Source organism: Delftia sp. WSY_22, assembly GCF_043104185.1.
In the GTDB taxonomy this organism is placed as follows: Bacteria; Pseudomonadota; Gammaproteobacteria; order Burkholderiales; family Burkholderiaceae_C; genus Comamonas; species Comamonas tsuruhatensis.
Genome location: NZ_JBICKN010000018.1, coordinates 117915 through 140877 on the forward strand (window position 1 = coordinate 117915; position 22963 = coordinate 140877).

At 67.0% G+C, this 22963-nt stretch carries 26 protein-coding genes; 12 read left to right on the forward strand and 14 right to left on the reverse strand.

Annotation, left to right across the window (positions count from 1 at the left end):
• Nucleotides 1-75 precede the first annotated feature (75 nt).
• From ACF8NF_RS10360 to ACF8NF_RS10380, 5 genes are all read right to left on the reverse strand, one after another.
• The gene (locus ACF8NF_RS10360; RefSeq protein ID WP_017403934.1) at nucleotides 76-1068 is read right to left on the reverse strand and encodes an AraC family transcriptional regulator; all 993 of its coding nucleotides are present in this window, start codon (nucleotides 1066-1068) and stop codon (nucleotides 76-78) included.
• A gap of 108 nt (nucleotides 1069-1176) precedes the next feature.
• Entirely contained in the window at nucleotides 1177-1380 is a 204-nt protein-coding gene (locus ACF8NF_RS10365; protein WP_016447131.1) for a hypothetical protein, read from the reverse strand.
• The gene (locus tag ACF8NF_RS10370; RefSeq protein WP_392450549.1) at nucleotides 1377-3113 is read right to left on the reverse strand and encodes an FAD-dependent monooxygenase; all 1737 of its coding nucleotides are present in this window, start codon (nucleotides 3111-3113) and stop codon (nucleotides 1377-1379) included. The genes ACF8NF_RS10365 and ACF8NF_RS10370 overlap by 4 nt, the downstream gene beginning before the upstream one ends.
• Before the next feature lie 108 nt (nucleotides 3114-3221).
• Nucleotides 3222-4088, reverse strand: coding sequence for a helix-turn-helix transcriptional regulator (locus ACF8NF_RS10375; protein ID WP_034365923.1), 867 nt, complete (start codon nucleotides 4086-4088; stop codon nucleotides 3222-3224).
• Nucleotides 4089-4269: 181 nt separating this feature from the next.
• Nucleotides 4270-4440, reverse strand: a complete 171-nt coding sequence (locus ACF8NF_RS10380) for a hypothetical protein (RefSeq protein WP_016447134.1) — start codon at nucleotides 4438-4440, stop codon at nucleotides 4270-4272.
• Nucleotides 4441-4636: 196 nt separating this feature from the next.
• Between ACF8NF_RS10380 and ACF8NF_RS10385 the strand changes: the two genes are divergently transcribed.
• On the forward strand, nucleotides 4637-5236 hold the full coding sequence (locus ACF8NF_RS10385; protein ID WP_016451681.1) for a YigZ family protein: 600 nt from the start codon (nucleotides 4637-4639) through the stop codon (nucleotides 5234-5236).
• A 21-nt stretch (nucleotides 5237-5257) separates the two neighbouring features.
• Here the strand turns inward: ACF8NF_RS10385 and ACF8NF_RS10390 are convergent, their stop codons facing one another.
• Nucleotides 5258-6436 carry a M20 aminoacylase family protein gene (locus ACF8NF_RS10390; RefSeq protein WP_392450550.1) on the reverse strand — a complete coding sequence of 393 codons (1179 nt, stop codon included), beginning with the start codon at nucleotides 6434-6436 and terminating at the stop codon, nucleotides 5258-5260.
• Nucleotides 6437-6446: 10 nt separating this feature from the next.
• Nucleotides 6447-7430, reverse strand: a complete 984-nt coding sequence (locus ACF8NF_RS10395; protein ID WP_016447137.1) for a tripartite tricarboxylate transporter substrate binding protein — start codon at nucleotides 7428-7430, stop codon at nucleotides 6447-6449.
• 134 nt (nucleotides 7431-7564) lie between these two features.
• On the opposite strand from ACF8NF_RS10395, the gene ACF8NF_RS10400 reads away from it, so the two are divergent.
• Nucleotides 7565-8467, forward strand: coding sequence for a LysR family transcriptional regulator (locus ACF8NF_RS10400; protein WP_392450551.1), 903 nt, complete (start codon nucleotides 7565-7567; stop codon nucleotides 8465-8467).
• 135 nt (nucleotides 8468-8602) lie between these two features.
• Here ACF8NF_RS10400 and ACF8NF_RS10405 read toward each other — a convergent pair whose 3' ends face one another.
• Nucleotides 8603-8800, reverse strand: a complete 198-nt coding sequence (locus tag ACF8NF_RS10405) for a hypothetical protein (RefSeq protein ID WP_148078937.1) — start codon at nucleotides 8798-8800, stop codon at nucleotides 8603-8605.
• Nucleotides 8801-8838: 38 nt separating this feature from the next.
• Complete coding sequence (locus ACF8NF_RS10410) at nucleotides 8839-10053, reverse strand: HAF repeat-containing protein (RefSeq protein ID WP_133073093.1); 1215 nt, start codon at nucleotides 10051-10053, stop codon at nucleotides 8839-8841.
• A gap of 294 nt (nucleotides 10054-10347) precedes the next feature.
• Here ACF8NF_RS10410 and ACF8NF_RS10415 point away from each other — a divergent pair, with 294 nt between their 5' ends.
• Both ACF8NF_RS10415 and ACF8NF_RS10420 read left to right on the forward strand, forming a co-directional pair.
• Nucleotides 10348-10842, forward strand: a complete 495-nt coding sequence (locus ACF8NF_RS10415) for a hypothetical protein (protein ID WP_392450552.1) — start codon at nucleotides 10348-10350, stop codon at nucleotides 10840-10842.
• Between the two features lie 216 nt (nucleotides 10843-11058).
• A complete protein-coding gene (locus tag ACF8NF_RS10420) occupies nucleotides 11059-12483 on the forward strand; it encodes a dihydrolipoyl dehydrogenase (RefSeq protein ID WP_392450553.1) in 1425 nt (474 codons plus the stop codon).
• Between the two features lie 27 nt (nucleotides 12484-12510).
• Here ACF8NF_RS10420 and ACF8NF_RS10425 read toward each other — a convergent pair whose 3' ends face one another.
• Complete coding sequence (locus tag ACF8NF_RS10425; protein WP_313282306.1) at nucleotides 12511-14331, reverse strand: ABC transporter ATP-binding protein/permease; 1821 nt, start codon at nucleotides 14329-14331, stop codon at nucleotides 12511-12513.
• 284 nt (nucleotides 14332-14615) lie between these two features.
• Between ACF8NF_RS10425 and ACF8NF_RS10430 the strand changes: the two genes are divergently transcribed.
• Together ACF8NF_RS10430 and ACF8NF_RS10435 are read left to right on the forward strand one after the other, a co-directional pair.
• Complete coding sequence (locus tag ACF8NF_RS10430; protein WP_126311437.1) at nucleotides 14616-15227, forward strand: chromate transporter; 612 nt, start codon at nucleotides 14616-14618, stop codon at nucleotides 15225-15227.
• On the forward strand, nucleotides 15224-15832 hold the full coding sequence (locus ACF8NF_RS10435; RefSeq protein ID WP_017403920.1) for a chromate transporter: 609 nt from the start codon (nucleotides 15224-15226) through the stop codon (nucleotides 15830-15832). Before ACF8NF_RS10430 ends, ACF8NF_RS10435 begins: the two co-directional genes overlap by 4 nt.
• A gap of 113 nt (nucleotides 15833-15945) precedes the next feature.
• On the opposite strand, the gene ACF8NF_RS10440 is transcribed toward ACF8NF_RS10435, so the two are convergent.
• Together ACF8NF_RS10440 and ACF8NF_RS10445 are read right to left on the reverse strand one after the other, a co-directional pair.
• Nucleotides 15946-16725 carry an NAD-dependent deacylase gene (locus ACF8NF_RS10440; protein ID WP_203400916.1) on the reverse strand — a complete coding sequence of 260 codons (780 nt, stop codon included), beginning with the start codon at nucleotides 16723-16725 and terminating at the stop codon, nucleotides 15946-15948.
• Nucleotides 16726-16782: 57 nt separating this feature from the next.
• Entirely contained in the window at nucleotides 16783-17421 is a 639-nt protein-coding gene (locus ACF8NF_RS10445; protein ID WP_016447146.1) for a TetR/AcrR family transcriptional regulator, read from the reverse strand.
• A gap of 222 nt (nucleotides 17422-17643) precedes the next feature.
• On the opposite strand from ACF8NF_RS10445, the gene ACF8NF_RS10450 reads away from it, so the two are divergent.
• The 5 genes from ACF8NF_RS10450 to ACF8NF_RS10470 all read left to right on the forward strand — a co-directional run bounded on the left by ACF8NF_RS10450 (nucleotide 17644) and on the right by ACF8NF_RS10470 (nucleotide 19978).
• Entirely contained in the window at nucleotides 17644-18147 is a 504-nt protein-coding gene (locus tag ACF8NF_RS10450; protein WP_047327360.1) for a VOC family protein, read from the forward strand.
• Nucleotides 18148-18236: 89 nt separating this feature from the next.
• On the forward strand, nucleotides 18237-18659 hold the full coding sequence (locus ACF8NF_RS10455) for a VOC family protein (protein ID WP_392450554.1): 423 nt from the start codon (nucleotides 18237-18239) through the stop codon (nucleotides 18657-18659).
• 47 nt (nucleotides 18660-18706) lie between these two features.
• On the forward strand, nucleotides 18707-19090 hold the full coding sequence (locus tag ACF8NF_RS10460) for a VOC family protein (protein ID WP_013802186.1): 384 nt from the start codon (nucleotides 18707-18709) through the stop codon (nucleotides 19088-19090).
• 8 nt (nucleotides 19091-19098) lie between these two features.
• Nucleotides 19099-19575 carry an SRPBCC family protein gene (locus tag ACF8NF_RS10465; protein ID WP_209669022.1) on the forward strand — a complete coding sequence of 159 codons (477 nt, stop codon included), beginning with the start codon at nucleotides 19099-19101 and terminating at the stop codon, nucleotides 19573-19575.
• A 25-nt stretch (nucleotides 19576-19600) separates the two neighbouring features.
• Nucleotides 19601-19978, forward strand: coding sequence for a DUF1428 domain-containing protein (locus tag ACF8NF_RS10470; RefSeq protein ID WP_016447150.1), 378 nt, complete (start codon nucleotides 19601-19603; stop codon nucleotides 19976-19978).
• Here ACF8NF_RS10470 and rlmB read toward each other — a convergent pair.
• Nucleotides 19975-20766, reverse strand: coding sequence for a 23S rRNA (guanosine(2251)-2'-O)-methyltransferase RlmB (gene rlmB, locus ACF8NF_RS10475; protein WP_016447151.1), 792 nt, complete (start codon nucleotides 20764-20766; stop codon nucleotides 19975-19977). The two genes, ACF8NF_RS10470 and rlmB, sit on opposite strands and share 4 nt — an antisense overlap.
• Nucleotides 20767-20981: 215 nt before the next feature.
• On the opposite strand from rlmB, the gene sstT reads away from it, so the two are divergent.
• A complete protein-coding gene (gene sstT, locus ACF8NF_RS10480; protein WP_016447152.1) occupies nucleotides 20982-22205 on the forward strand; it encodes a serine/threonine transporter SstT in 1224 nt (407 codons plus the stop codon).
• 40 nt (nucleotides 22206-22245) lie between these two features.
• On the opposite strand, the gene ACF8NF_RS10485 is transcribed toward sstT, so the two are convergent.
• Nucleotides 22246-22956 carry an ABC transporter ATP-binding protein gene (locus ACF8NF_RS10485; protein ID WP_017403911.1) on the reverse strand — a complete coding sequence of 237 codons (711 nt, stop codon included), beginning with the start codon at nucleotides 22954-22956 and terminating at the stop codon, nucleotides 22246-22248.
• Nucleotides 22957-22963: the final 7 nt, after the last annotated feature.

Below are 22963 nucleotides of genomic sequence, written 5' to 3' on the forward strand. Positions count from 1 at the left end.
GATGGGCGGTTCGGCTTCTGGGAGCCTGTGCGGAAGGAACCGGCCAGTGTACGTTTCGGCACTCAACCCTGCTGGTCAAGGGTCTTGCTCCAGCCCCCTGATACGGCCTTCCTGCTGCTGCCAGCCCGACCTCTTTGCGGCCTCCTGCGCCAGCCAGGCCTTGGGCGTGTGCCCGGACCAGCGGCGAAATGCCCGCGCAAACACCTTCGGCGAGTCGTAGCCCGCGTTCTCGGCGATGCGGGCCGATGACAGCCCGCCGGCTTCCATCTGCTGGGCCGCCAGCGCCATGCGGTGCGCCGTCAGATAGCCGATGGGCGTGGCACCCACCAGCTCCTTGAAACGCATGCTGAAGCGGGTGCGCGACATGCCGGCCTCGATGGCCAGCGTCTCCACGCTCCAGGCCCGCTGCGGTTCGCGGTGCATGCACACCAGGGCACGCGCAACACAGGCATCGCCCAGGCCCCGCAGCCAGCCTTCGCCAATGGCAGTCTCGCGCGCCAGGTGCTCGCGCAGGATGTTGACCAGCAGCAGCTCGCCCATGCGCGCGGCCGACAGGCGCCAGCCCGGGCGCCGCGCCAGCGTCTCCAGCGTGAGCGACTCCATGGTGGTGGCCAGGCAGCCGGCCAGCGGCAGGTCGCTTGCCCGGATGTGGATCAGCGGCGGCAGGATGCGGAACACCGAATGACGGCAGTAGGCGGAAAACCACAACAGGGCCGAAAACATGTCCGTGGCCTCGCCGCCGCCGCCATGGCTGAAGACCAGGGGATTTTCGTCCCGCGGTCCTTCGGCGTGGCGGGCGATCATGCGCGAGAACAGCTCGCTGGCAACGTCCATGTCGGACGCCACCACATGCGCGGCGCCCATGGGCAGCATGACCAGATCGCCGGGCTCGACCCGCAGCGCCGGCATGCCCTCCACCTGGATCCAGTAAGGCGCGCCGCGCGCCATGCGGATCATGGCGCCGGTGACGCCCGTGGACTTCAGGCTCCACGGCGCCGTCAGCGCAAAGCGCGCCGTGACGGCGCGCTCCGAGCGGCAAATATCGAGAACTTCACTGAGTACATCCATGGCTCGCGGGACCCTTGTTTTCGGGCCGATGTTAGCCAGTGCCGGCCATGCCACGGCCCGTCGGCGCCCCGACAGCGATAGCGGTTTTCCCTGGAGCGCGACTACGCACTAGAGATCCTGCTGCGCCGCCTGCACCAGCTCCGAGAACACGGACGCGCTGCCCAGCCGTTCGGCCGCCAGCAGCGCCAGCTTGACCAGGAACAGCTCGGACCGCTGCGGGCCCGCCGTGTCGATGGCTGTGGCCAGCTGGTCGTAGACAGTTTCCAGGCCGGCGATATCAAGGGTGTGGGGTGATGTCTGTTCTTGGCTCATGCCGGAACTCCTTGCGTGCAGGTGGCGTTGTCGATGGCCGATTGCAGGCGCCGGGCATCCAGCGCCAGCCAGCGCGCGCAGACATGCTGATCGGGCCGCAGCAGATAGGCGGCACCAGGCGGGTGCCCTGCCGGCACGCCATGGCGTGCACGGCAGCGGCCATCTGCATCGGCCAGGGTCAGATCGGCACCCTGGACCGGCTGCGCGGCCGCCTGGCTGGAGATGGCCACGATGCGCAGGCCCACGCCACGGCCGCGCGCCATCCTGGCAACTTCGCACCACTGGGCAGGCACGGGCGTGCCATCGGTGAAATACAGCAGGTCGAATCCACCGCCCAGGTGGTCCAGCAGATAGTCATCGGGCCCCAGGCGCAGGTTCAGCGGCGGTGCGCCATGGCCAGGGCCGGCTTCAAACAGGTGGTTGTCGTCATCCGCGCTGTTGAGCGGCGAGTGCGCGTATTCGTGCGGCCGGGAGGTGCGCCAGTGGTACAGCGGCCGCACGAATTCCTGGGTGAGCGACAGCGACAGCACGGCATCGCGCAGCAGCCGGAAGCCGCGCGAGGGCGGCGCCATGAAGCGCGTGCTCTTGCCGGCCTCTTCGACAATCTCGCGCGCCGCGCCCACGCGCTCGCCGCTGTAGCTGTCCAGCAGCCTCACCGGCGCCACGCCGCGCGCCACCAGGGCCAGCCGCCAGGCCAGGGCCTGGGCATCCTGAAAACCCGTGTTGGCACCGCGCACGCCGAAGATGGGCAGCATGTGGGCCGCATCGCCCGCGAAGATCACGCGGCCGTGCACATAGTCCGGCAAGGTCAGCGCGCGGGCGGAGTAGACCGAACTCCAGTCCATTTCCCAGGGCGTGCCGCCGAAGCCGATCATCTCCAGCTGCGCGTCGATGCGCGCCTTGAGCGATTCGGGCTGCAGCGCCTGCTGCGCGTCCTCGCCCGCAGGCAGTTGGTAGTCCACGCGCCAGATGCCATGCGGCTCGCGGTGCATCAGGATGGTGTTGCCGGGGTTCCAGACCGGGTCAAAGAAGGCCAGGCGCTCCGTGGGCAGTGGCAGGTCGATGCGGATGTCGGCGATCACGAAGCGGCCCTCGTACGACGCCCCCTCCATCACCAGGCCCATGGCCGTGCGTATGCCGGAGCGGGCGCCATCGGCGGCGACCAGCCAGTCGGCCTCCATCGCATACGGGCCTTGCGGCGTGTCCACTTGCAGCCGCGCCTTTGCGGCGGCGCCGCTGCCGACCTGCTCCACCCGGTCCACGCGGTTGCCCCAGCGCAGCTCGATCAGCGGATGGGCCAGCACCGCATCGACCAGGTATTCCTCCAGGTACTGCTGCTGCAGATTGGTCATGGGATGGAAGCGATCGTCCTCGCTGTGCGGCGCCTCCATGCGGAACACGCGCCGCCCCCGGTAGAACGAGTTGCCACAGCGCCAGGGCAAGGCGTTCGCCATGACCCGCTCGGCCACGCCCACCTGCTGCAGGATCTCCATGGAGCGGCGCGTGAAGACGATGGCGCGGCTGCCTTCGGACACCTGCAGTTCGGACTCCAGCAGCACGCAGCGCTGGCCGTGGCGCGCCAGCTCCAGCGCCGTGGTCAGCCCCACAGGGCCCGTGCCGACGATGACGACAGGATGGCGCTGCACCCCTGGATGCTGCGAAGGCAGCCAGGGCTGGTGCACCCGGTACCGGTAGTAGATGGAATGCCGCGGCTGGGCATGGGGCTGATGCATGGATGTCTCCGTCTTGCGTCTTGCGTCTTTGTGAGGCCGCAGTGTAGGCAGCCCCCGCTCCGGCAATGTCCCCGGATGGGGACAGACAGGACCCTCCAGCCCCCAGGCTCAGGACAGCGCCTCGGGCTCCATCAGCAAGGCAAACAGCTCGCGCTGCCCCTGCACGCCCAGCTTGCCGCAGACGCGCTTGAGATAGGTCCGGGCACTGGCCACCGTGATGCCCAGGCGCTGCGCCAGCCGCTCGGTGTCCAGCCCCTCGACCACGCAGCGCACCACGTCCATATCGCGTTGCGTGAGATGCGCAAAGCGCCGCGCCAGGCGCGCCAGCACCAGGCCCGCCAGATCGTCCTGCAGGGCCTGGCCCGCGTAATGCAGGCGCATGGCCTGCATGACCAGCGGAGCAAAGGCCTCGATGCGTGCAATGGACTGCGGGTCAAAGCCGCCGTGCTCCTCACCCCGGTACAGATTCACCGCCAGCCAGCGTGCGCCGGTCTGCAGGGTCAGCAGCGAAAGCCGCTCCACCAGGCGGGGCAGGTCATAGCAGACACGGCGGTACTCGGGATGGCTCACGTCCGAAGGCTTCTGGCGATGGAGCCAGACGCGCGCTGGCGCCTGGGGATTGCGCTGCTGCCGCGCCAGCTCGGCCTGCATCACGCGCTGCGCGCCGTCCAGTGGATAGAAGCGCTCGCTGTAATCCTGGGAAATCAAAGGCAGTGCGCCTGTGCGTGCCCGGTCCCCGAACCCCACGATGCGCGGCCGAGATCGCCCCTGGAACGAAAAGATCGTGCACTGCGCCAACGGCACATGCCGGCCCAGCAGGTGCAGCAGCTGCCCGGCCACCTCGTCGCTGCTGCCGCTGGAGCGGCCCACCTGCTCCAGCAGCGCCGTCACATCGCCCAGCGGCACAGGCAGGCTGGCATCGCTGGCGCAGGCAGGTGCCAGCAGCCAATGGCTGCGAATGGTGTCATTGCTCATGGGTGCGGGAACAGGCTGTGGCAGGAATGCAAAAAGGCCGGTGCATTGCGCAGCCGGCCTGGGTGAAGATGTTGGAATGATAAATCCAGCGCAGCGAGGCCATTGCCTGCTGCGTTCCTGTCGGCGGTCGTTGGAGCCGCTCAGCCTGGCCGGATGGCCCTTGGCTGCACGGCTGCAGCCATCACCATTCGCCTACGTTGCGAATGCGCTGGTCCAGGTCCAGAGGAAGGCCGCCACCGGCGGCTTCATGGTCCTGGCCTGCCTGCTCCAACGCCATGGGCGGAGGACTGAAATGATCGCGGCCAAAGGTGTGTTCGGTGAGAACGGGATCGCGGGAAGGTGGGGTGTTCATGGTTGCGCCTCCTTGACAGAAAGCTTACTGCGAATCTTTCACGATTTCTGTAGGACAAACCTGGATGCAACCCTCTGAAGCTGAAATGACACAAGGTACGCATGCTCACAAATGTGTAGCGCTTCGTAATAAAGGCGTAATGAATCCATGCGCCAAACCCCGAGCCAGGGGCGATCGGGTAAGCTTGCCGCCCTCCATGCCACAGACACTCCGCGCGCCCGCGCACAGCGAACTCCTCATCAAGAAAAGCCGCTTCATCGGTTGCGTGCAGCCCATGGCCGACCGCGCCAGCGCCCAGGCGGTGGTCGATGCGCTATGGCGCGAGCACCCCGGCGCCGCCCATGTCTGCTGGGCGCTGCTGGCAGGCGGCCAGTCGGCAGCCGTCGATGACGGCGAGCCCAGCGGCACGGCAGGCCGCCCCATGCTGGACGTGCTGCGCCACCAGGACCTGGAAGGCGTGCTGGCCACCGTGGTGCGCTACTTCGGCGGCGTCAAGCTGGGCGCCGGCGGCCTGGTGCGCGCCTACACCGATGCCGTGGCCCAGGCCTTGCTGACTGCCGAAAAGGTGACGCTGCAGCGCATGCAATTGCTGCGCTGCAGTGTCCCTTATGCGCTCGAAGGCCTGGTGCGGCGCGAGATCGAGGCGGCAGGCGCCGAATTGCTCCAGGTCGAGCATGGATCGCTGGTGCAGTTCGATCTGCGCCTGCCGCAGTCGCAGGCTGAAGGCTTTGTGAGCCGCCTCAACGAGAGCGGTCAAGGACGCGTGGGCTGGCTGGAAGTCCACCCCAGCGAATGAGATGCGCCGGGCTCAAGCAGTTCAACCGGCCACCAGAAACCGCTGCGCCAGCAGCACCCAATAGGCGGCTCCCACGGCGATGTTGTCGTCGTTGAAGTCATAGCCCGGGTTGTGCACCATGCAGGCGCCTTGCTCGCTTCTCTCGCCATTGCCAATCAGCAGATAGCTGCCTGGCACGCGCTGCAGCATGAAGGCAAAGTCTTCGCTGCCCGGCAAGGGTGGCGCCTGCAGCGTGACATGTTCCGGGCCCAGCAGCTCCAGCGCGATCTGGCGCGCGAAGTCCGTCTCCTTGGGCGTGTTGACCAGCACGGCATAGCCGGGTCGCCAGTCGAGTTGCGCCTGCACGCCGAAGCTCTCGGCCTGCGCACTCACCAGGTCGCGAATGCGCTCCTCCAGCAGCCTGCGCACATCGGCATCCAGCGCACGCACGCTCAACTCCAGCACCGCGCTGTGGGCGATCACGTTGTTGGCCTTGCCCGCATGGATGGCGCCCACGGTCACCACCGCCATCTGCAGCGGATCGATGTTGCGCGAGACGATGGTCTGCAAGGCCATGACGATGCTGGCGGCCGCAACGATGGGGTCGGCCGCGCGGTGCGGCATGGCACCATGCCCGCCCACCCCGGTGAGCGTGAGCGTGGCGTAGTCGGAGGACGCCATGGCTGCGCCCTCGCGCAAGGCCAGCCTTCCCTGGGGCAGGCCCGGCATGTTGTGCATGGCAAAGATGGCGTCGCAGGGATGTCGCTCGAAGAGGCCGTCCTCCATCATGCGCAGGGCGCCGCCGCCGCCCTCCTCCGCAGGCTGGAAGATCAGCGTGAGCGTTCCGTCGAAGCCGCCGTGCTCGGCCAGATGCCGGGCCGCTGCCAGCAGCATGGCGGTATGGCCGTCATGGCCGCAGGCATGCATGACGCCGGCATGCGTGCTGGCATGGGCGAATTCATTGGCCTCGGCGATGGGCAGCGCGTCCATGTCGGCGCGCAGGCCCAGGCGCCGGCTGCCGCTGCCGCGCACCAGCCACCCCACCACGCCGGTGCCGCCCAGGCCGCGCTCCACCTCGTATCCCCATTGCTCCAGCTGCTGCGCGACCAGGGCGCTGGTGCGATGTTCCTCGAAGCCGAGCTCGGGGTGCCTGTGGATGTCGCGGCGCACCTCGACGAAGGCTGCGGCCGAGCCGCGCAAAGTGTCCAGAAGGGTGTTCATGTGCGGCGTCTCACTGGGGTTGCAGGCGGATGGAGCGGGCAATGCTGCGGTAGCGGGCGGTCTCGGCCTCATAGAACTGCGCGGCTTCGGCCAGCGACATGGGCGCCGCGGCCAGTTGGGTCTGCAGGGCCAGTTGCTCGCGCACGCCCGGGTCCTTGAGCATGGCGCCTATCGCCTGGTGCAGCCTTTGCACCACCTCCTGCGGCGTGTCCTTGCGCACCAGGAAGCTGGTCCAAGTCTTGTAGGCGAAGTTTTTCAGCTCCCGGCCCTCACGCACCGTGGGCACATTCTTGAGCAGCTCCGATCGCTGCTCCCCCAGCTGGCCCAGGATCTTGAGCCGGCCCTGCTCGGCCAGCGCGCCCATGGCAGCGCTGTAGACGAGCACAGCGAAATCGACCTGCCCGCTGCCTATGTCCTGCAGCAGCGGCGCATTGCCCTTGTAGGGCGCATGCATGAGTTGTATGCCAGCGTCCTGCTGCACCTTCTCCAGGATCAGGTGGTAGAGCGAGCCAATGCCGACACTGCCGTACGACAGCGGCCGGCTGGCGCTTTTGCGGGCCAGCGCGATCAGCTCATCCACGTTGCCGGCCTCCAGGTCCTTGCGAGCGACGAAGACCATCACGGCCTCGGCCACGGGATGGACCAGGCGGAAATCCTCGGCCTTGAGCCGCACGGCGGCATTGGCCAGCGGCGACAGGATCACCTCGTTGGGCGAGCCCTGGAAGACGTAGTGCCCGTCAGGCGGAGCGGCCAGCACTTTCTGCGCGGCCATGGCGCCGCTGACGCCGCCCAGGTTCTCCACGATGACCTGCTGGCCCAGGGTCTTGGACAGCGGCACGCTGAAGATGCGGGCAATGGCATCCGAAGGGCCGCCGGCCGGATAGGGAACCATCAGGCTCACGGGCCTGGAGGACGGGCTCTGCGCACAGGCCAGGCCCGCGCTCAGCAACAGGCCGGCGCCCGTCAGCCAAACGCGCTGGAACAAAAATCTCATCATGTCTCCTTGGTGGATGGCTCCGGCTCGGTCGGCCGGATACGCGGCATCCTAGGAGCCGGGTCATCGAACGTCCAATGCATTGTTGGCTGCATTAGCATGAGTTTCATGCAGACTTCAGGGCGCGAAAAATCATGACGCTGGTGCAGCTCAGACATCTCATATCGGTGGCGCAGACCGGCTCCTTCAGCCGCTCGGCCGAGGCCATGCATCTGACACAGCCGGCCCTCAGCCGCAGCGTGCGCGCGCTGGAGCAGGAGCTGGGCATACCCTTGTTCGACCGCATCGGCCGCCACAGCGAACTCACAGCATTCGGCCGCGAGATGCTGGGACGGGCACGCGCCCTGGTGACTGAAGCCGACGAGCTGCGTGACAGGGGGCGCCAATTGCGCGAGGGTGCGGCCGGCACTGTGCGTGTGGGCCTGGGATCGGGCCCCGGCGCAATATTGATGACGCCGTTCCTGCAGCACATGACCGTGCACCACCCCGGCGTGCGAACCGAGGTGGCGCGCGGCAGCACCGATCTGCTGGTGCACTCGCTACGCGAGCGCCTGCTCGACGCCCTGGTCGTGGACCTGCGCGCGCTGCGGCCCGCACCCGACCTTGCGTTGGACGTCGTGCACGAAATGCGCGCCGCCTTCATGTGCCGCACCGACCATCCACTCGCCCGCCTGCAGCGGGATCTGCGCTTCGAGGATGTGCAGCGCTACCCCGTCGCCTCCACCCCGCTGAGCGACCAGGTGGCCTGGCTGCTGGTGGAAACCTATGGCGCCATGGCCCACCCGGCGCGGTTCGTCACACTGCAGTGCGAGGAGTTGCCCAGCCTTGTGGACGTTGCGCGCAACAGCGACACCGTGCTGCTGGCCGTGCGCGCCGTCGCCCCGGACCTGGCCGAACTGTCCATGGACCCGCCCATGCGCAGCACCGCCCGCTTCGGGCTGGTCACGCTGCGTCAGCGCAGCGAGGCGCCGGCGCTGGCAATCCTGCGAGGCCTGATGGTCGATTTGATGTGCGATGGCCCTCCAGCCGTCGCATAGGCAAGGCCTCTGCCCTGCCCGGCCGGGCTGAGGCCTCTGCAAGGGCCGACAAGGACCACAGGCAGCGCTTCAGCGGCGGTCTTGGGTCGGCCACCAGGGATAAGCGAAATCGGCTTGAAACGAAGGCAGTTGTGCTCAAAACAGAAAATGATCATCGATCAGTTTTTGCTGGACATCTTTACCCATTCCAACCAATGAAGAATGTCCACCAAAAGAGTAAATTGGATTTTCCAATGACCACATCCCTATACTATTTGCTTGGACTCCACATGACCAAAAAGCCGCAATGGCAACTGACACTGCCGCTGTAAATCTTGCATATCGCTTTTTCATAAAATCACCTTTCTTGGATTTGAAATGATTTCAAGCTTTCATGGCGCACACAGGTTCTGTATGAAAGCGTGCGTCGCAAGCTGCGTGACTTCGCTTTTGCCTGTCATGTAGCAGCCATCCTGGCTCAGTGCCGAGGCCGCACTGTTCTCGCCGCCTGCGAGGGTTCCCTGGTCCACGGTGCCGCCCAAGGGGGTCCAGGTGATGGCGTGCGAACTTCCGTCGGCCAGTTCGCTGTGGCCTGCCACTGTTCCGTTGTCACCGATATCCACCACACGTGCATTCATGCCGCCAGGCAGCGGAGGAATATCGCGGATGACACCGGTCTGGCTGTTCCAGTAATAGGGCATGCTGCGCCCGTCTGCCAACTGGTAGTGCCCAATCACCTCGCCGAGGATGTTGAGATCGACGCCGCTGTTTCGCGCGGGCGGGGACGATATGGACAGCACCTGCGGACTGGAGGACGAGTTGAGCCAGACGACGGTGCGTCCACCCTGGGCACCAAAATCGCAGTAGCCCATGATGCGGGTATTGACGACGGTCTTTGCGCGGCAGAAGACGGCATTGAGAGGCAGGTTCAGGGCCGTGGCCATATAGCCGCCCAGGACTGCGGCAGACCAATAGACAGGACGCGGATGCCCGCTGTTGTCGGGACAGTTGCCCACGATGCCCGGCATGTTGCCGCCCACCACGAAATTGTCCACATCGGACGGCACGCAGTTGGTGCTGTTCAGGCCCAGCAGGCCCGCCGGCAGCGCGCGTGCCGTGGTTTCATTGTTGCGCCACATGACAGGGCGGGCCGTGTTGCTGCCGCTCAGGCTGACGCCTGCCACATAGCCGCCCTGGTTGAATGCCGTGGGCATGCTGCGCACATCGAGCGTCAGCGGCTGCAGTGTCTGCACCGTGGCCGGCGTGGCCGCATTCCAGAACACGCCGACGGACACCGAATTGCCGTCCAGGCAGGTGCCCACCACCTGGCCGCTGTTGGTGATGGCCGCCGCGTTGCAGTTGCGCCCCGGCGACAGGCGCACAAGGTCTGCCGCACTGCCCGGCGCCAGCGACACGAAGCCTGCGGACGAGCCGTCGCTCTCTGCACAGGCGCCCACGACATGGCCGCTGTTGTTGATGTCCAGGCCCACGCATTGCGGGCCTGCCGACGTGCCCACGTCCTGCATGGGCAGGGCCTGCGCGGCCGGCAGTGCCAGCAACGCAAGGCACGCCGCGGAAAAATTCAAATGCTTTGGCTGAAGGCGCATGAAGGGTTCTCCTGAAAAAGCAAAGAAGTCGTTCATGGAAATCGGGCACCGAACAGGAAATCCGCATGGGGCTTGGCATATGCGCGCCGGTGCAGACGCTATTTCCGTGATCCGCATCCCGGCCCCACGATAGGCATCGCGGTATGGAGCCGTCCATCCGAGCAGCAATCAAAACAACAAAAACAATCAACAAAATCAAAATCTTGCAAAAGAATCCCCCATCAATAATTGTCTCATCGGCATCCGGGATTCAGGCCATGCCACAGCGCAGCGCCATATGAATGGGAGCTTTCCATGGCAATCACACACTGCCTGACATCCGACAGCGCATGGCCGAATGGCGCAATTCGCCGCCGCTGGAGTCCCGCAGAACTGCTTGCACTCGAACGCTGGGCCGGCGTCCTGCCCGTGCAGGTGATCTGCCGCCGGCTGGACCGCAGCGAACGCTCCGTTCGCTGCCAGATGCACAGGCGCGGCCTGAGCACCCGGGTCCGCGAGGGCGTCGGGCTGCGGCAGGTCTGCGAGGATCTGCAGCTGTCCGCACGGTCGGCGAAGGCCTTCATCCTCGATGGCCGCCTGCGCCTGCACAGCGCACAGGTGCATGGCGGGGTGATGGCGCAGCTTCATTGGTCCCTGCGCCGCTGGCTGCAGACGGCGCAAAGCCGCTTGTGCCGTGTCAGCCATTTGAGGGTTACCGAGACATCCCTCAGGCGCTTTGCGCGGGAAGCGGATTTCGGCGCATCAGGCAGCCGCACGGGCGCGGCATGGCAACACTGGGCATCCGGCTAGGCCCTGAATGTCCAGCAGCGGTTTCGGCCCTTCGCCTACGACTGCCGCGAGCGCCAGCATGCAGACTGGCACGCATGTCCCATGGCAGGCGAGGCAGTCATCTCGACCATCTGTCGGCACTTCAGTCGGCACTCCCGTCGGCACACCTTTCGGCACATCCACCGGCAGCGGAGACCTCCACGGGACCTGGTGCCACAGTCAAAGGAATCAGACAGCATGAAAAACCCACCCACCACCGCCCTCGACGTGATCATCGTCGGCGCCGGCTCGGCCGGACTGTCGGCGCTGCGCGAGGTGCGCAAGCACACGGAGCATTTCGCCATCGTCAACGACGGGCCCTGGGGAACGACCTGTGCGCGGGTGGGATGCATGCCGTCCAAGTTGCTGATCGAGGCGGCCAACGCCTTCCATGCACGCCATCACTTCGATGCCTTCGGCATACGCGGCGCGAGCGGGCTGCAGCTGGACCTGCCCGCCGTTTTGCGCCGCGTGCGCAAGCTGCGCGACGAGTTCGTGGCAAGCACGATCAAGGCCACGGAGGGCCTGGGCTGGCGGGCCATCGACGGGCGTGCCAGGCTGCTGGCAGCCAATCGCATCGAGGTCAATGGCAAGGTGCTGGCTGCGCGCAAGCTCATCCTCGCTCCGGGCTCCAGCCCCGTGGTGCCGGAGGAATGGAAGCGCTTTGGCAAGCGCATCCTGACCACCGACACCTTGTTCGAACGCAAGACGCTGGGCCCGCGCGTGGCCGTCGTCGGCCTGGGTCCGCTGGGCGTGGAGATTGCACAGGCGCTGGCGCGGCTGGGCCTGGAGGTCACCGCACTGGGACGCGGCCCGAAGCTGGCGGGCCTGTCCGACCCGAACGTCACCGATGCGTTGCGGCATCTGCTTGAGAAAGAGATGGTGGTGATCACCGACCATGAAGTGCAGTTGAGCAAGGGCCCGGACAGCAGCATCGTCGTGCGTGCAGGCGACACCCGCATCGTCGTGGACCACGTGGTGGCCGCCATGGGTCGGCGCCCGCAGCTCGAAGGCCTGGGCCTTGAGACGCTGGGCCTTGAGCTGGACGAGCATGGGCAGCCGCCCGTGAGCCGCGAGACACTGCAGGTCGGCGAGCTGCCGCTGTTCCTCGCGGGCGATGCCAATGGCGACCGCCCCTTGCTGCATGAGGCCGTGGACGAAGGCCATATCGCTGGCACCAACGCCATGGCAGAGAACGTGGCCTGCTTCGAGCGGCGCGCGCCGCTGTCCATCGTCTTCAGCTCGCCCAACGCGGCCGTCGTGGGCCAGCCCATGAAGGCGCTGCTGGGGCAGGACTTCGTGGTGGGCCGCGTGGATTTCGCGCACCAGGGGCGTGCGCGCGCTGCGCAGCGCAACGCGGGCCTGCTTCATGTCTATGCGGACACGGCCAGCGGCCGGCTGCTGGGCGCGGAAATGTGCGCACCGGGCGGCGAGCATCTGGCCCATCTGCTGGCCCTGGCCGTGCAGCAGCAACTGACCGTGCATGAGTTGCTGCGTGCGCCCTTCTACCACCCCGTGCTGGAAGAGGGCCTGCGCACCGCCCTGCGCGATGCGGTGCGCCAGTTGCCCCAGCAGCCGCCCTCCGACCTGGGCAACTGCGATTCTTTGCCCATGGACGATTGATCGCGCGCGGCCCAGGGCCGCACGCGATCAATCCTGGGGCGCGCTCTGCGGTGCGCTTACTTCCGACAGCGTCCACCCGCCATTGCCATCGACCGCCAGCGCGTGGGTATGGAAACCCGCCAGCGTGCTGCGGTGGCCCACGCTCACCAGCATGGTCGAGCGCATCTGCTCGCGCAGCAGCGTGTACAGCGCATGCTCCAGGCCCTCGTCCATGGCCGAGGTGGATTCATCGAGAAAGACGATGGCGGGCCGGTTGAACAGCACGCGGGCAAAGGCCAGGCGCTGCTGCTCGCCAATCGACAGGATGCGGGACCAATCCTGGTTGACATCCAGCTTGTCGGCCAGATGGGCCAGGCTGACCTGGCGCAGCGCCTGTTGAAGGCGCTCGTCGTCCTGCGGTGAAGCATCCATCGGATAGGCAATGGCCGTGCGCAGGTCGCCCAGCGGCAGATACGGGCGCTGCGACAGGAACAGCGCCTGGTGGCCGCCCGGGCGGCCCACCGTGCCCTGGGCATGCGGCCACAGGCCGGCAATGGACCGCAGCAAGGTGGTCTTGCCGCTGCCCGAAGGCCCCTTGATCAGCAGCGCCTGGCCGGGAATGAGCTTCAGTTGCAGGCCGCTGAGCAGGTGGTGGCCGTCCGGGCGGCTGACCTGCAGGTGCTCGATGTCCAGGGCGCCGGGCTGCTCTCTGTGGACGACCTGGGGCAGTTCGCGGGTCTGCGCATTGGCATCCAGAAAGCCGCACAGGCGATCCAGCGCAGCGCGGTACTGGGCGAAAGTGTCGTAGGAGGTTCGGAAGAAGGACAGCGCATCCTGCACCTGCCCGAAGGCCTGCGAGGTCTGCATCACATCACCGAGCTTGATGGCACCGCTGAAAAAGCGCGGCGCCTGCAGCAGAAAGGGAAAGACCACGGCCACTTGGTTGACGGTGAGGTTGAAGCCGTCGAACTTCAGGCTGCGGTAGACCAGCGCCCAGACATTGGCGATCAACGCCGAAAAGCGCGTCAAAAGCGTGTTGCGCTCGATGGCCGCGCCCTGGTAGAAGGCGATGTTCTCCGCATATTCGCGCACGCGCACCAGGGCGTAGCGGAAGTTGGCGGTCAGCCTCTCGTTCAGGAAGTTCAGCCGGATCAGCGGCTGGCCCAGGCGAAAGGCGATCAGCGTGGCGACGATCACATAGAGGTAGACCGCGAACACCATGGCCCGCGGAACCTCCACGCCCGCCACGGCAATCGGGGCAGACAGCCCCCAGAGAATGCCCGTGAACGCCACCAGCGAGACCACCGCGCTGACGGCACCCAGCGCCAGGGTCAGCGAGTTCGAGACAAAGGTGTTCACATCCAGCTCGATGCGCTGGTCGGGGTTGTCCACCGGCTCGTCCAGGAAGTGGCTGCGATAGTAGGCATCGCCGCGCATCCAGTCGGTGGTCACGCGCTCGTTGAGCCACACCCGCCAGCGGATGCGAAACGCCTGGTTCACATAGAAATTGAACAGCTCGCGCAGGATGTGGACCGTGGCCAGCACCGCAAAGATACCCAGGAAGCGCCAAAAGCCCTTCTGGTCCAGTTCCTGCAGCGCGCTGTAGAAGCCGTTGTACCAGTAGGAAAACAGCACGTTCATGCGCACCGAGACCAGGGCCAGCACCAGCAGCAGCGTGAACACCAGCAGCGGCCACCAGCTGTTTCTGGGGTGCAGGAACGGGCCGGCCAGCTGCCAGAACTGCCGACCCCAGCGGGTGAATCGAACCACCAGCAGCGCCACGGCCGCGAAAGCCACGACGGTGATCACTGAGGCCGCCGCCAGCCAGACCAGGCTTTCCTGCAGCGCCTTGCTCCAATCCATGTCCATGTCGGAGATCCTCGGGTTGTGTGGGTGGAGAGAATCTACTCCTGTTCAGACAGGCCGGCGGGCAGGCCTGGGCGCATGCCGGCAGCAAGCCATCTGCGCTTGCAATGCCCCCATCGCCGTTGCCGATGGGGCCGCTGCCGACAAGGCCGCTGCGCAGGATTAACATTCCGTGCGTGCCGCCCCGGCGGCAGGCACGAAGACAGGACCGGCCCGCGCGGTTCCCCCACGACAACAGCGATGCCCTCCCGGGGCCCTGCCCGGGCGGCTCAGACACAAGCCAGAACATGCCCGCATCGCCGCCCCAGGCCCTCCCGCCACACGACCCCGCCGATGTGCCGGCCCGGCGTCCCGCCCCCGTCAATCTGCGCGATCTGTTCTGGTCCTTCACCTGGCTGGCCCTGCAGGGCTTTGGCGGTGTGCTGGCCGTGGTACAGCGCGAGCTGGTCGAGAAAAAGCGCTGGCTGACCAATGAAGAGTTTGTGGAGGACTGGGCCGTGGCCCAGATCATGCCCGGCCCCAATGTGGTCAACCTGTCCATCACCATTGGCGAGCGCTACTTCGGCTGGCGCGGTGCCGTGGTGGCCGTGTGCGGCATGCTGTGCTTTCCCATGCTGCTGGTGCTGACGCTGACCGTGATCTATTCCCAGCTGGCCGACCACCCCGCCGTGGCCGGCGCGCTGCGCGGCATGGGCGCCGTCGCAGCCGGCCTGGTGGCGGGCATGGGCCTGAAGCTGGCCAGCACGCTGAGCCGCCACCCGCTGGGGCGCTGGTGCAGCGCGGGCCTGGCGCTGGCCTCGTTCATTGCCATGGCGGTGATGCGCATTCCGCTGGCCTGGGTGCTGCTGGTGGTCGGCGGCGCGGGCTGCGTGCTGACCTGGAGAAAGCTCACGCCATGAATGCTGCCCACCAGATTGCACTGAGCCTGCAGCCCGCCGACTGGTTGCAGTTGCTGCTGTATTTCCTGACGCTGTCGCTGATGGCCGTGGGCGGGGCCATTGCCACGGCGCCCGACATGCACCGTTTTCTGGTCGATGGCCATGGCTGGCTCAGTGAGGCGCAGTTCAGCTCCTCCATCGCCATTGCCCAGGCGGCGCCCGGGCCCAATGTGCTGTTCATCGCCCTGCTGGGATGGAACCTGGGCCTGAACGCAGGCGGAGGCACGGGCCTGCTGGCCTGGGCCTTTGGAGCACTGGGCGTGACCATCTGCATGGTGGGCATCCTCTTGCCCAGTTCGCTGCTGGCCTGGCAGGCATCGCGCTGGGGCCAGCGCAATAGGAACCGGCGCGGCGTGCGGGCCTTCAAGCAGGGCATGGGCCCTCTGGTCATCGGCCTGCTGCTGGCCACGGGCTGGCTGCTGGGCACGGGCAGCGGTCGCCCCGCCCAGGATTGGCGCCTGTGGCTGCTGACCCTGGTCTGCGCCCTGCTGGTCTGGCGCACGCGCATCCACCTGCTGTGGCTGCTGGGCGCCGGCGCGGCGCTGGGAGCGCTGGGCTGGATCTGAGCGGATGCGCGAGAGGGAGGGGACTGCCCCGGTTGTGCGTCAAATGGAGCCGCCATGGCGCAAGCCCCTTCCCTCCCCCCCTGGGCCGCGTCGGGCGGCCTGCCCCTCCGCCTTCAGTCGCCCAGCAGCAGCGGCAGCACCTGTGCCGACGGGCCGCGCAGGCATTGGTGGGCCGCGTCATCCAGCTCGGACGGTGCGGGATTGATCACGGCCACATGTGCGCCCGCCCTGCGTGCGATTCGCGCCAGCCCTGCAGCCGGGTACACGGCGCCCGATGTGCCCACCACCAGCAGCACATCGCACTGCTGCACCGCCGCCTCGGCGGCCTGCCACACGCCCATGGGCAGGGACTCGCCGAACCAGACCACGCCCGGGCGCACCAGGTTGCCGCAGACGGCGCACTGCGGCGGCTCGCCCGGCTTCACCTGGGCCAGATCGCAGCATGCGCGCGGCCTTTCCAGCCAGCGGTCCCGCATCAGCTCACCATGCAGGCACAGCACGCCGGGGCTGCCTGCGCGCTGGTGCAGGCCATCGACGTTCTGCGTGACCAGCGTCATGCGGCCCGGGTGGCGCAAGGCCCATTGCGCCAGCGCATGGTGGCCGGCGTTGGGCTGCACCGCGGCCACGGCTTCGCGCCGGTGCGCATACCACTGCCAGACGCGCTGCGGATGCGCGCGAAAGCCTGCCTCGCTGGCCATGTCCTGCGGGTTGAACTGTGCCCAGTAGCTATTCTTGTCGTCGCGAAAGGTGGGTACGCCGGATTCGGCGCTGACGCCTGCGCCCGTGAGCACCGCGATATGGGCTGCACGCGCGATGCGGTCGCGCAGCTCGCCCTGGCCGGCCAGTTCAGGCTCGGCGGGGGAAGGCGAGGAAAGGGAATGTTCGTCGGGCATCGGGGCGGCGATGGAAAAAAGGCAGGCCATTGTGAGGCAGTGTCGCCCCGCCACGCATCAAATGCCTTTTTCCACCATCTCCAGCAGGCGCAGCGCCAGCGCGCGCCGCTGCTCGGCGGTGGCGTGGCGCAGCGGCCCGTCTATCACCAGCAAGGCCATGCCGTGCACCGCGGACCAGGCCAGGAACTCGGCCTGGGGCCGGCGCTCGGCAGGCAGCACGCCGGCCTCGGCCATGCTGTCCAGCGCATAGCCCAGCAGCTCGAACGGGTTCAGTCCCATGGCCGCTGCACGCGTGGTGTCGGGCGGCAGGTCCACGTCGTACTCGACCGAAGCAAAGGCCGTGCGAAACCAGCCGGTCTCCGTCTGGGCAAAGCCCAGATAGCCGCGCCCCACGGCAGCCAGCAGCGCGCGTGAGCGCTGCAGCACATCGGGCAGGGTGCGCGCCTGGGCCATTTCGGCCTCGATGGCTGCGGCCAGTGCGCCCAGGGCCGCGGCGCGCACGGCATCAAACAGCGCCTGGCGGTTGGCAAAGTGACGATAGGCTGCATTGGGCGCCACGCCCGCCCGGCGCGTGGCCTCGCGCAGCACGATCGCCTGGGGACCGCCTTCACGCGCCAGCGCCAGGCCAGCCTCGACCAGGGCTTGGCGCAGGTCGCCATGGTGATATGACTCACGCCTGACACGTCGCTGCGTCACTGTTTTGCTTCCTTTTTTCTGCGTGGCCACATCACCCGAGAGGGAAGACAGCCCTGCCCCGCCGATTTACAGCTTGACACCGAAGCTGACAGCGCCTGATGTGGACAGCGTCCATTTTAGTCCCTAGCATATGTGAACGGCGTACACACGCCGGGCAGAAATCGATAAAAAGCCGGCATCGAACGGCATGAAACGGTTATCACCGTCACCAAGGAGACAAGCATGGCTTTGCACACCGGCCGCATACAGCCCTGCCTCTGGTTCGACAACCAGGGCGAGCAGGCGGCGCGCTTCTATACCGAAGTCTTTCCCGATTCCCGCATCACGGCCATTGCGCGCTACGGCGAAGCAGGCCACGACATCCACGGCAGGCCGGCGGGCAGCGTGATGACGGTGCAATTCGAGCTGGAAGGCCAGCCCTTTCTGGCGCTCAACGGCGGCCCCATGTTCCGCTTCAACGAGGCCGTCTCGCTGATGGTCAGTTGCGATACACAGGACGAGATAGACCACTACTGGGGCGCCCTGTCCGAGGGCGGCGACCCGGCGGCGCGTCAATGCGGCTGGCTCAAGGACCGCCATGGCCTGTCGTGGCAAATCGTTCCGTCCCAGATGGCGAACTGGATGGGAGGCCCCGACATGGCCGCCGCCCAGCGCGTGATGCAGGCCCTGCTGGGCATGCAAAAGCTGGACATCGCCGCTCTTGAGCGCGCGCATGACGGCGGCTGAAGCCTCCTGGTCCCCTCCTCCCGTCGTCCCGTCCTCCCGTCCTCCCGTTCCTCCACTCCCCTCGCCACCGTCCCTCCCAGGAGCGTTCCATGCAATTCATCCCCTATCTGAACTTCAACGGCAACTGCGCCGAGGCCTTCGCCTTCTACGCCAGGCTGTTCGGCGGCACCATCGTGCACCAGAGCACCTTTGGCGAGACGCCGGGCATGGCGCAGATGCCCGAGGCCGACAAGCGCCTGATCATGCATGCCCACCTGCAGATCAAGGACCAGGCGCTGATGGCCTCTGACGCCACCGACAACTGCGGTGGCGGCGGCTACCAGCAGGCCCAGGGCATGTGGATCTCGATCGGCGTGGACGACGCCACCGAGGGCGGCCGCATCTTCAACGCGCTGGCCGAAGGCGGCAAGGTGACCATGCCCTTCCAGGCCACGTTCTGGTCGCCGGGCTTTGGCATGGTGACGGACCGCTTCAACACACCCTGGATGGTCAACGTCAAGGGCGAGGCCTGAACAAGGCCGGCCGACACATTGCCTCTGTCACCCAAGAAGGAGTCCTCATGAACGCCAATCCCGTCGTCTGGTTCGAGATCCATGTGCAGGACATGGCGCGTGCGCGCCGGTTCTATGAAACCGTCTTCCAGGGCAAGCTGGAGCACCTGCCCGCGCCCGATGGCTCCGACAGCCAGGAGATGCTGTCCTTTCCGATGGACATGACAGGCCCCGGCGCGGGCGGAATGCTGGTGCGGATGGACGGCGCACCTTCCGGGGGCGGCGGCACGCTGGTCTATTTCGGCTGCGAGGACTGCGCCATAGAACAGGGCCGCGTCGAGGCCGCAGGCGGGCGCATCGAGCAGGCCAAATTCTCCATCGGCCCCCACGGCCACTGCGCCGTCGTGGTGGACACCGAGGGCAACCGCATCGGCCTGCACTCCATGCAATGAGGAGCACCATGACAGCACAAGACCTTCCCGAACACGCCAACGACCTGGTGCTCACGCGCCTGCTCGACATCCCCGCCGACAGGCTCTACCGCTGCTGGACCGAGCCGGCGCTGATCCAGCAATGGTTTGCACCCAGCCCCTGGAGCGTGGCCCGGGTGGACAACGACGTGCGGCCCGGCGGCCACAGCCTCATCGTCATGCGCAGCCCCGAAGGCCAGGAGATGCCCGGCAGCGGTGTCTACCTGGAAGTCATTCCCAACCGGCGCCTGGTCTTCACCGACGCCTTCACCCAAGGCTGGGTGCCAGCCGACAAGCCCTTCATGACGGGCATCGTCACCTTCGACCCCGAAGGCAGCCAGACCCGCTATACCGCCCGGGTGCGCCATTGGAATGCCGCCGACCGCGCCCAGCACGAGGCCATGGGCTTTCACAGCGGCTGGGGCCAGTGCGCAGACCAGTTGGCGGAACTCGCAGCCCGGCTCTGACGCCGGTTTTCACCAGGAGAGCACCATGCACTACATCGACGGATTCGTACTGCCCGTTCCCCGGGCCAACCTGCAGGCCTACCGCGAGGTGGCCGAGGCCGCAGGCAAGGTCTGGATGGAATACGGAGCGCTGCAGTACTGGGAATGCGCGGGCGACGACGTGCCCATGGGCAAGCTGACCTCGTTTCCCCAGGCCGTGCAGCTCAAGGAAGGCGAGATCGTGTTCTTTTCATGGATCGTCTATGCCTCGCGCGCGGAGCGCGACCGCATCAATGCCGCCGTCATGAAGGACCCGCGCATTGCCTCCATGGACCCGGCCACCATGCCCTTCGACGCCAAGCGCATGTTCTGGGGCGGCTTCGAGAGCGTGGTGGAGCTGGGCGCCGACGGCGCGCCAGCCTAGATCTGGTCGGCCGGGGCGGCGGATACGGCAGGCGTGGTGCCCAGGCCGCGCTGGCGCAGCGCCTCGTACAGGCACACGCCGCTGGCCACGGACACATTGAGGCTGGAGACGGCGCCCATCATGGGAATGCCAATCAGCTCGTCGCAGGTCTTGCGCGTGAGCTGGCGCATGCCGTCGCCTTCTGCGCCCAGCACCAGGGCCGTGGGGCCCTTGAGGTCCACCTCGTACAGGGTCTTGGGCGCATCGTCGCTGGTGCCGATGATCCAGATGTCGCGCTCCTTGAGCTCGTTGAGCGTGCGCGCCAGGTTGGTGACCATGAAATAGGGCACGGTCTCGGCCGCGCCGCTGGCCACCTTGGCCACGGTGGCGTTCACGCCCACCGCATGGTCCTTGGGCGCAATCACCGCATGGGCGCCTGCGCCATCGGCCACGCGCAGGCAGGCGCCGAGGTTGTGCGGATCGGTCACGCCGTCCAGCACCAGCAGCAGCGGGTTGCTGACGCCATCGGCCTCCAGCTGCTCCAGCAGTTCATCCAGCGAATGCACCTGGGCCACCGCCTCCACGCGCGCGGCCACGCCCTGGTGGCCGTGGCTGCCGGCGAGCTTGGCCAGGCGTTCGCCGTCTGCCTCGATCAGCCGGACGCCGGCCGACTTGGCGCGGTCGAGGAACTGGCGCATGCGCGCATCACGGCGCGTGGCCTCGTAGTAGACCTCGATGATGGATTGGGGCGCGGTCTTCATGCGCACGCCGACGGCGTGGAAGCCGAAGAGAACTTTGGGGGACGACATGGGGCGCGATTATCCCGCCAATTGGGCGCAGCCCCGGCACCCGCCGGACGAAGCCCGTCTGCACGCAACGGCTCCTGTGGTTTTTACGTAGCCGCTACACTGCGCGGGTTGGCCGCTTTCCAGCGGGCCCCTCTCATTGCGGCATGCACCGAAGCCACGGGCATGCCGCTTTGCATTTTTCATCGCCCTGTTTTTTCATTTCTTTCTCAACCATCATGCTCAAAGCCTTTCTTGCCTGGCTTGCCCGCACCAGCCTGGTGGGCCAGATCGCCATCAGTCTGGTCGCCGGCGGCCTGTTGGCCTGGCTCTGGCCCGAGGCCGCCCAGTCCGTATCCCTGCTGGGGACGCTGTTCATCTCCGCCCTCAAGGCCGTTGCCCCTGTCCTGGTGCTGCTGCTGGTGGTCTCGGCCACCAGCAACCACCGGCCCGGCCACGCCACGCAGATACGGCCCATCCTGTGGCTGTATGTGCTGGGCACCTTTGCCGCGGCCGTGGTGGCCGTGGTGGCCAGCATGGCCTTCCCGTCCACCATCCAGTTCAAGGACGCCGCCCCCGCCCAGGGCGCGCCTGGGCGCATTGGTGAAGTGCTGATGGCCCTGGTGCAAAGCGCCTTCGACAACCCGGTACGCGCGCTGATGAATGCCAACTACATCGGCATCCTTGCCTGGGCAGTGGCCATGGGCCTGGCCCTGCGCCACGCCTCTGAGACCACGCGCGCCGTGATGCATGACCTGGGCCAGGCCATCACCCGCGTGATCCAGGGCGTGATCCGCCTGGCGCCGCTGGGCATCTTCGGCCTGGTGGCGGGCACCTTTGCCCAGTCGGGCCTGGAAAAGCTGCTGGACTATGCCCACCTGCTGGCCGTGCTGCTGGGCTGCATGCTCTTCGTGGCCCTGGTGGTCAATCCGTTCATCGTCTGGACGCAGACGCGCCGCAATCCCTATCCCCTGGTGCTGACCTGCCTGCGCGAGAGCGCGGTCACGGCCTTCTTCACGCGCAGCTCGGCCGCCAACATCCCGGTGAACCTGGCGCTGGCCAAGCGCCTGGGCCTGGATGAGGACACCTACAGCGTCTCCATCCCGCTGGGCGCCACCATCAACATGGCCGGCGCCGCCGTCACCATCAGCGTGCTCTCGCTGGCTGCGGCCCATACCCTGGGCATCCAGGTCGATCTGCTGACCGCCATCTTGCTGTGCGTGGTGTCCGCGGTGTGCGCCTGCGGCGCCTCGGGCGTGGCCGGTGGCTCGCTGCTGCTGATTCCGCTGGCCTGCAGCCTGTTCGGCATCTCCAACGATCTGGCCATGCAGGTGGTGGGCGTGGGCTTTGTGATCGGCGTGATCCAGGACTCGGCCGAAACCGCACTCAACTCCTCCACGGACGTGATCTTCACGGCCGCGGCCTGCGAGGCGGCCGGACGGCGCGAAGCTGTCGCCGCCTGAGGTCCTGCCACTGGTTGCAGCCGCTTGACCCGGCGGCCGATCAGGCCGCCAGCGCCTGCCCCTCTTCGATGCTGGCGACGCGGCCGGCCTCGATGGTCACGCGCCGCTCGCAGCGCGCGGCGATGGCTCGGTCATGCGTGACCATGACCAACGTGGTGCCGCGCTCACGGTTGAGCGCGAACATCAGCTCCATGATGGTTTCGCCGGTCGCAAAGTCCAGGCTGCCCGTGGGCTCGTCGGCCAGCAGCACGGCGGGCTCGACCACGAAGGCGCGGGCCAGCGCCACACGCTGCTGCTCACCGCCCGACAGCAGCTTGGGATAGTGGCCCAGGCGCTGGCCCAGCCCCACGCGCTCCAGCATTTCGGTGGCGCGGCGGCGGGCGTCGCGGCTGCCGGCCAGCTCCAGCGGCAGCATCACGTTCTCCAGCGCCGTCAGATTGCCCAGCAGCTGGAAGCTCTGGAAGACAAAGCCCAGCTTCTGCGCACGCACGGCAGCGCGCGCATCCTCGTCCAGCGCAAACATGTCCTGGCCCTGCAACCGCACCGTGCCGCGCGTGGGCGTATCCAGGCCTGCGAGTATGGACAGCAGCGTGCTCTTGCCCGAGCCCGAGGCACCGACGATGGCCACGGTTTCCCTTGCCGCGAAGCGCAGATCGATATCCCTCAGAATATCCAGTGTTCCGGTCGAATCGCTGACCGACTTGAAGACATGCTCGACTTCGATCAGGGGCTGGGCAGTGCTTTGTGACATGGAGGAT

What these genes read in the sequence shown, in the direction of transcription:
- ACF8NF_RS10405 (WP_148078937.1), bottom strand. Translation starts at nt 8,800, where the DNA reads ATGAAAAAGCGATATGCAAGATTTACAGCGGCAGTGTCAGTTGCCATT.
- ACF8NF_RS10380 (WP_016447134.1), bottom strand. Translation starts at nt 4,440, where the DNA reads ATGAACACCCCACCTTCCCGCGATCCCGTTCTCACCGAACACACCTTT.
- rlmB (WP_016447151.1), bottom strand. Translation starts at nt 20,766, where the DNA reads ATGTCGTCCCCCAAAGTTCTCTTCGGCTTCCACGCCGTCGGCGTGCGC.
- ACF8NF_RS10435 (WP_017403920.1), top strand. Translation starts at nt 15,224, where the DNA reads ATGAATGCTGCCCACCAGATTGCACTGAGCCTGCAGCCCGCCGACTGG.
- ACF8NF_RS10390 (WP_392450550.1), bottom strand. Translation starts at nt 6,436, where the DNA reads ATGAACACCCTTCTGGACACTTTGCGCGGCTCGGCCGCAGCCTTCGTC.
- ACF8NF_RS10365 (WP_016447131.1), bottom strand. Translation starts at nt 1,380, where the DNA reads ATGAGCCAAGAACAGACATCACCCCACACCCTTGATATCGCCGGCCTG.
- ACF8NF_RS10440 (WP_203400916.1), bottom strand. Translation starts at nt 16,725, where the DNA reads ATGCCCGACGAACATTCCCTTTCCTCGCCTTCCCCCGCCGAGCCTGAA.
- sstT (WP_016447152.1), top strand. Translation starts at nt 20,982, where the DNA reads ATGCTCAAAGCCTTTCTTGCCTGGCTTGCCCGCACCAGCCTGGTGGGC.
- ACF8NF_RS10465 (WP_209669022.1), top strand. Translation starts at nt 19,099, where the DNA reads ATGACAGCACAAGACCTTCCCGAACACGCCAACGACCTGGTGCTCACG.
- ACF8NF_RS10485 (WP_017403911.1), bottom strand. Translation starts at nt 22,956, where the DNA reads ATGTCACAAAGCACTGCCCAGCCCCTGATCGAAGTCGAGCATGTCTTC.
- ACF8NF_RS10385 (WP_016451681.1), top strand. Translation starts at nt 4,637, where the DNA reads ATGCCACAGACACTCCGCGCGCCCGCGCACAGCGAACTCCTCATCAAG.
- ACF8NF_RS10410 (WP_133073093.1), bottom strand. Translation starts at nt 10,053, where the DNA reads ATGCGCCTTCAGCCAAAGCATTTGAATTTTTCCGCGGCGTGCCTTGCG.
- ACF8NF_RS10415 (WP_392450552.1), top strand. Translation starts at nt 10,348, where the DNA reads ATGGCAATCACACACTGCCTGACATCCGACAGCGCATGGCCGAATGGC.
- ACF8NF_RS10395 (WP_016447137.1), bottom strand. Translation starts at nt 7,430, where the DNA reads ATGAGATTTTTGTTCCAGCGCGTTTGGCTGACGGGCGCCGGCCTGTTG.
- ACF8NF_RS10430 (WP_126311437.1), top strand. Translation starts at nt 14,616, where the DNA reads ATGCCCGCATCGCCGCCCCAGGCCCTCCCGCCACACGACCCCGCCGAT.
- ACF8NF_RS10375 (WP_034365923.1), bottom strand. Translation starts at nt 4,088, where the DNA reads ATGAGCAATGACACCATTCGCAGCCATTGGCTGCTGGCACCTGCCTGC.
- ACF8NF_RS10370 (WP_392450549.1), bottom strand. Translation starts at nt 3,113, where the DNA reads ATGCATCAGCCCCATGCCCAGCCGCGGCATTCCATCTACTACCGGTAC.
- ACF8NF_RS10425 (WP_313282306.1), bottom strand. Translation starts at nt 14,331, where the DNA reads ATGGACATGGATTGGAGCAAGGCGCTGCAGGAAAGCCTGGTCTGGCTG.
- ACF8NF_RS10400 (WP_392450551.1), top strand. Translation starts at nt 7,565, where the DNA reads ATGACGCTGGTGCAGCTCAGACATCTCATATCGGTGGCGCAGACCGGC.
- ACF8NF_RS10420 (WP_392450553.1), top strand. Translation starts at nt 11,059, where the DNA reads ATGAAAAACCCACCCACCACCGCCCTCGACGTGATCATCGTCGGCGCC.
- ACF8NF_RS10460 (WP_013802186.1), top strand. Translation starts at nt 18,707, where the DNA reads ATGAACGCCAATCCCGTCGTCTGGTTCGAGATCCATGTGCAGGACATG.
- ACF8NF_RS10470 (WP_016447150.1), top strand. Translation starts at nt 19,601, where the DNA reads ATGCACTACATCGACGGATTCGTACTGCCCGTTCCCCGGGCCAACCTG.
- ACF8NF_RS10450 (WP_047327360.1), top strand. Translation starts at nt 17,644, where the DNA reads ATGGCTTTGCACACCGGCCGCATACAGCCCTGCCTCTGGTTCGACAAC.
- ACF8NF_RS10455 (WP_392450554.1), top strand. Translation starts at nt 18,237, where the DNA reads ATGCAATTCATCCCCTATCTGAACTTCAACGGCAACTGCGCCGAGGCC.
- ACF8NF_RS10360 (WP_017403934.1), bottom strand. Translation starts at nt 1,068, where the DNA reads ATGGATGTACTCAGTGAAGTTCTCGATATTTGCCGCTCGGAGCGCGCC.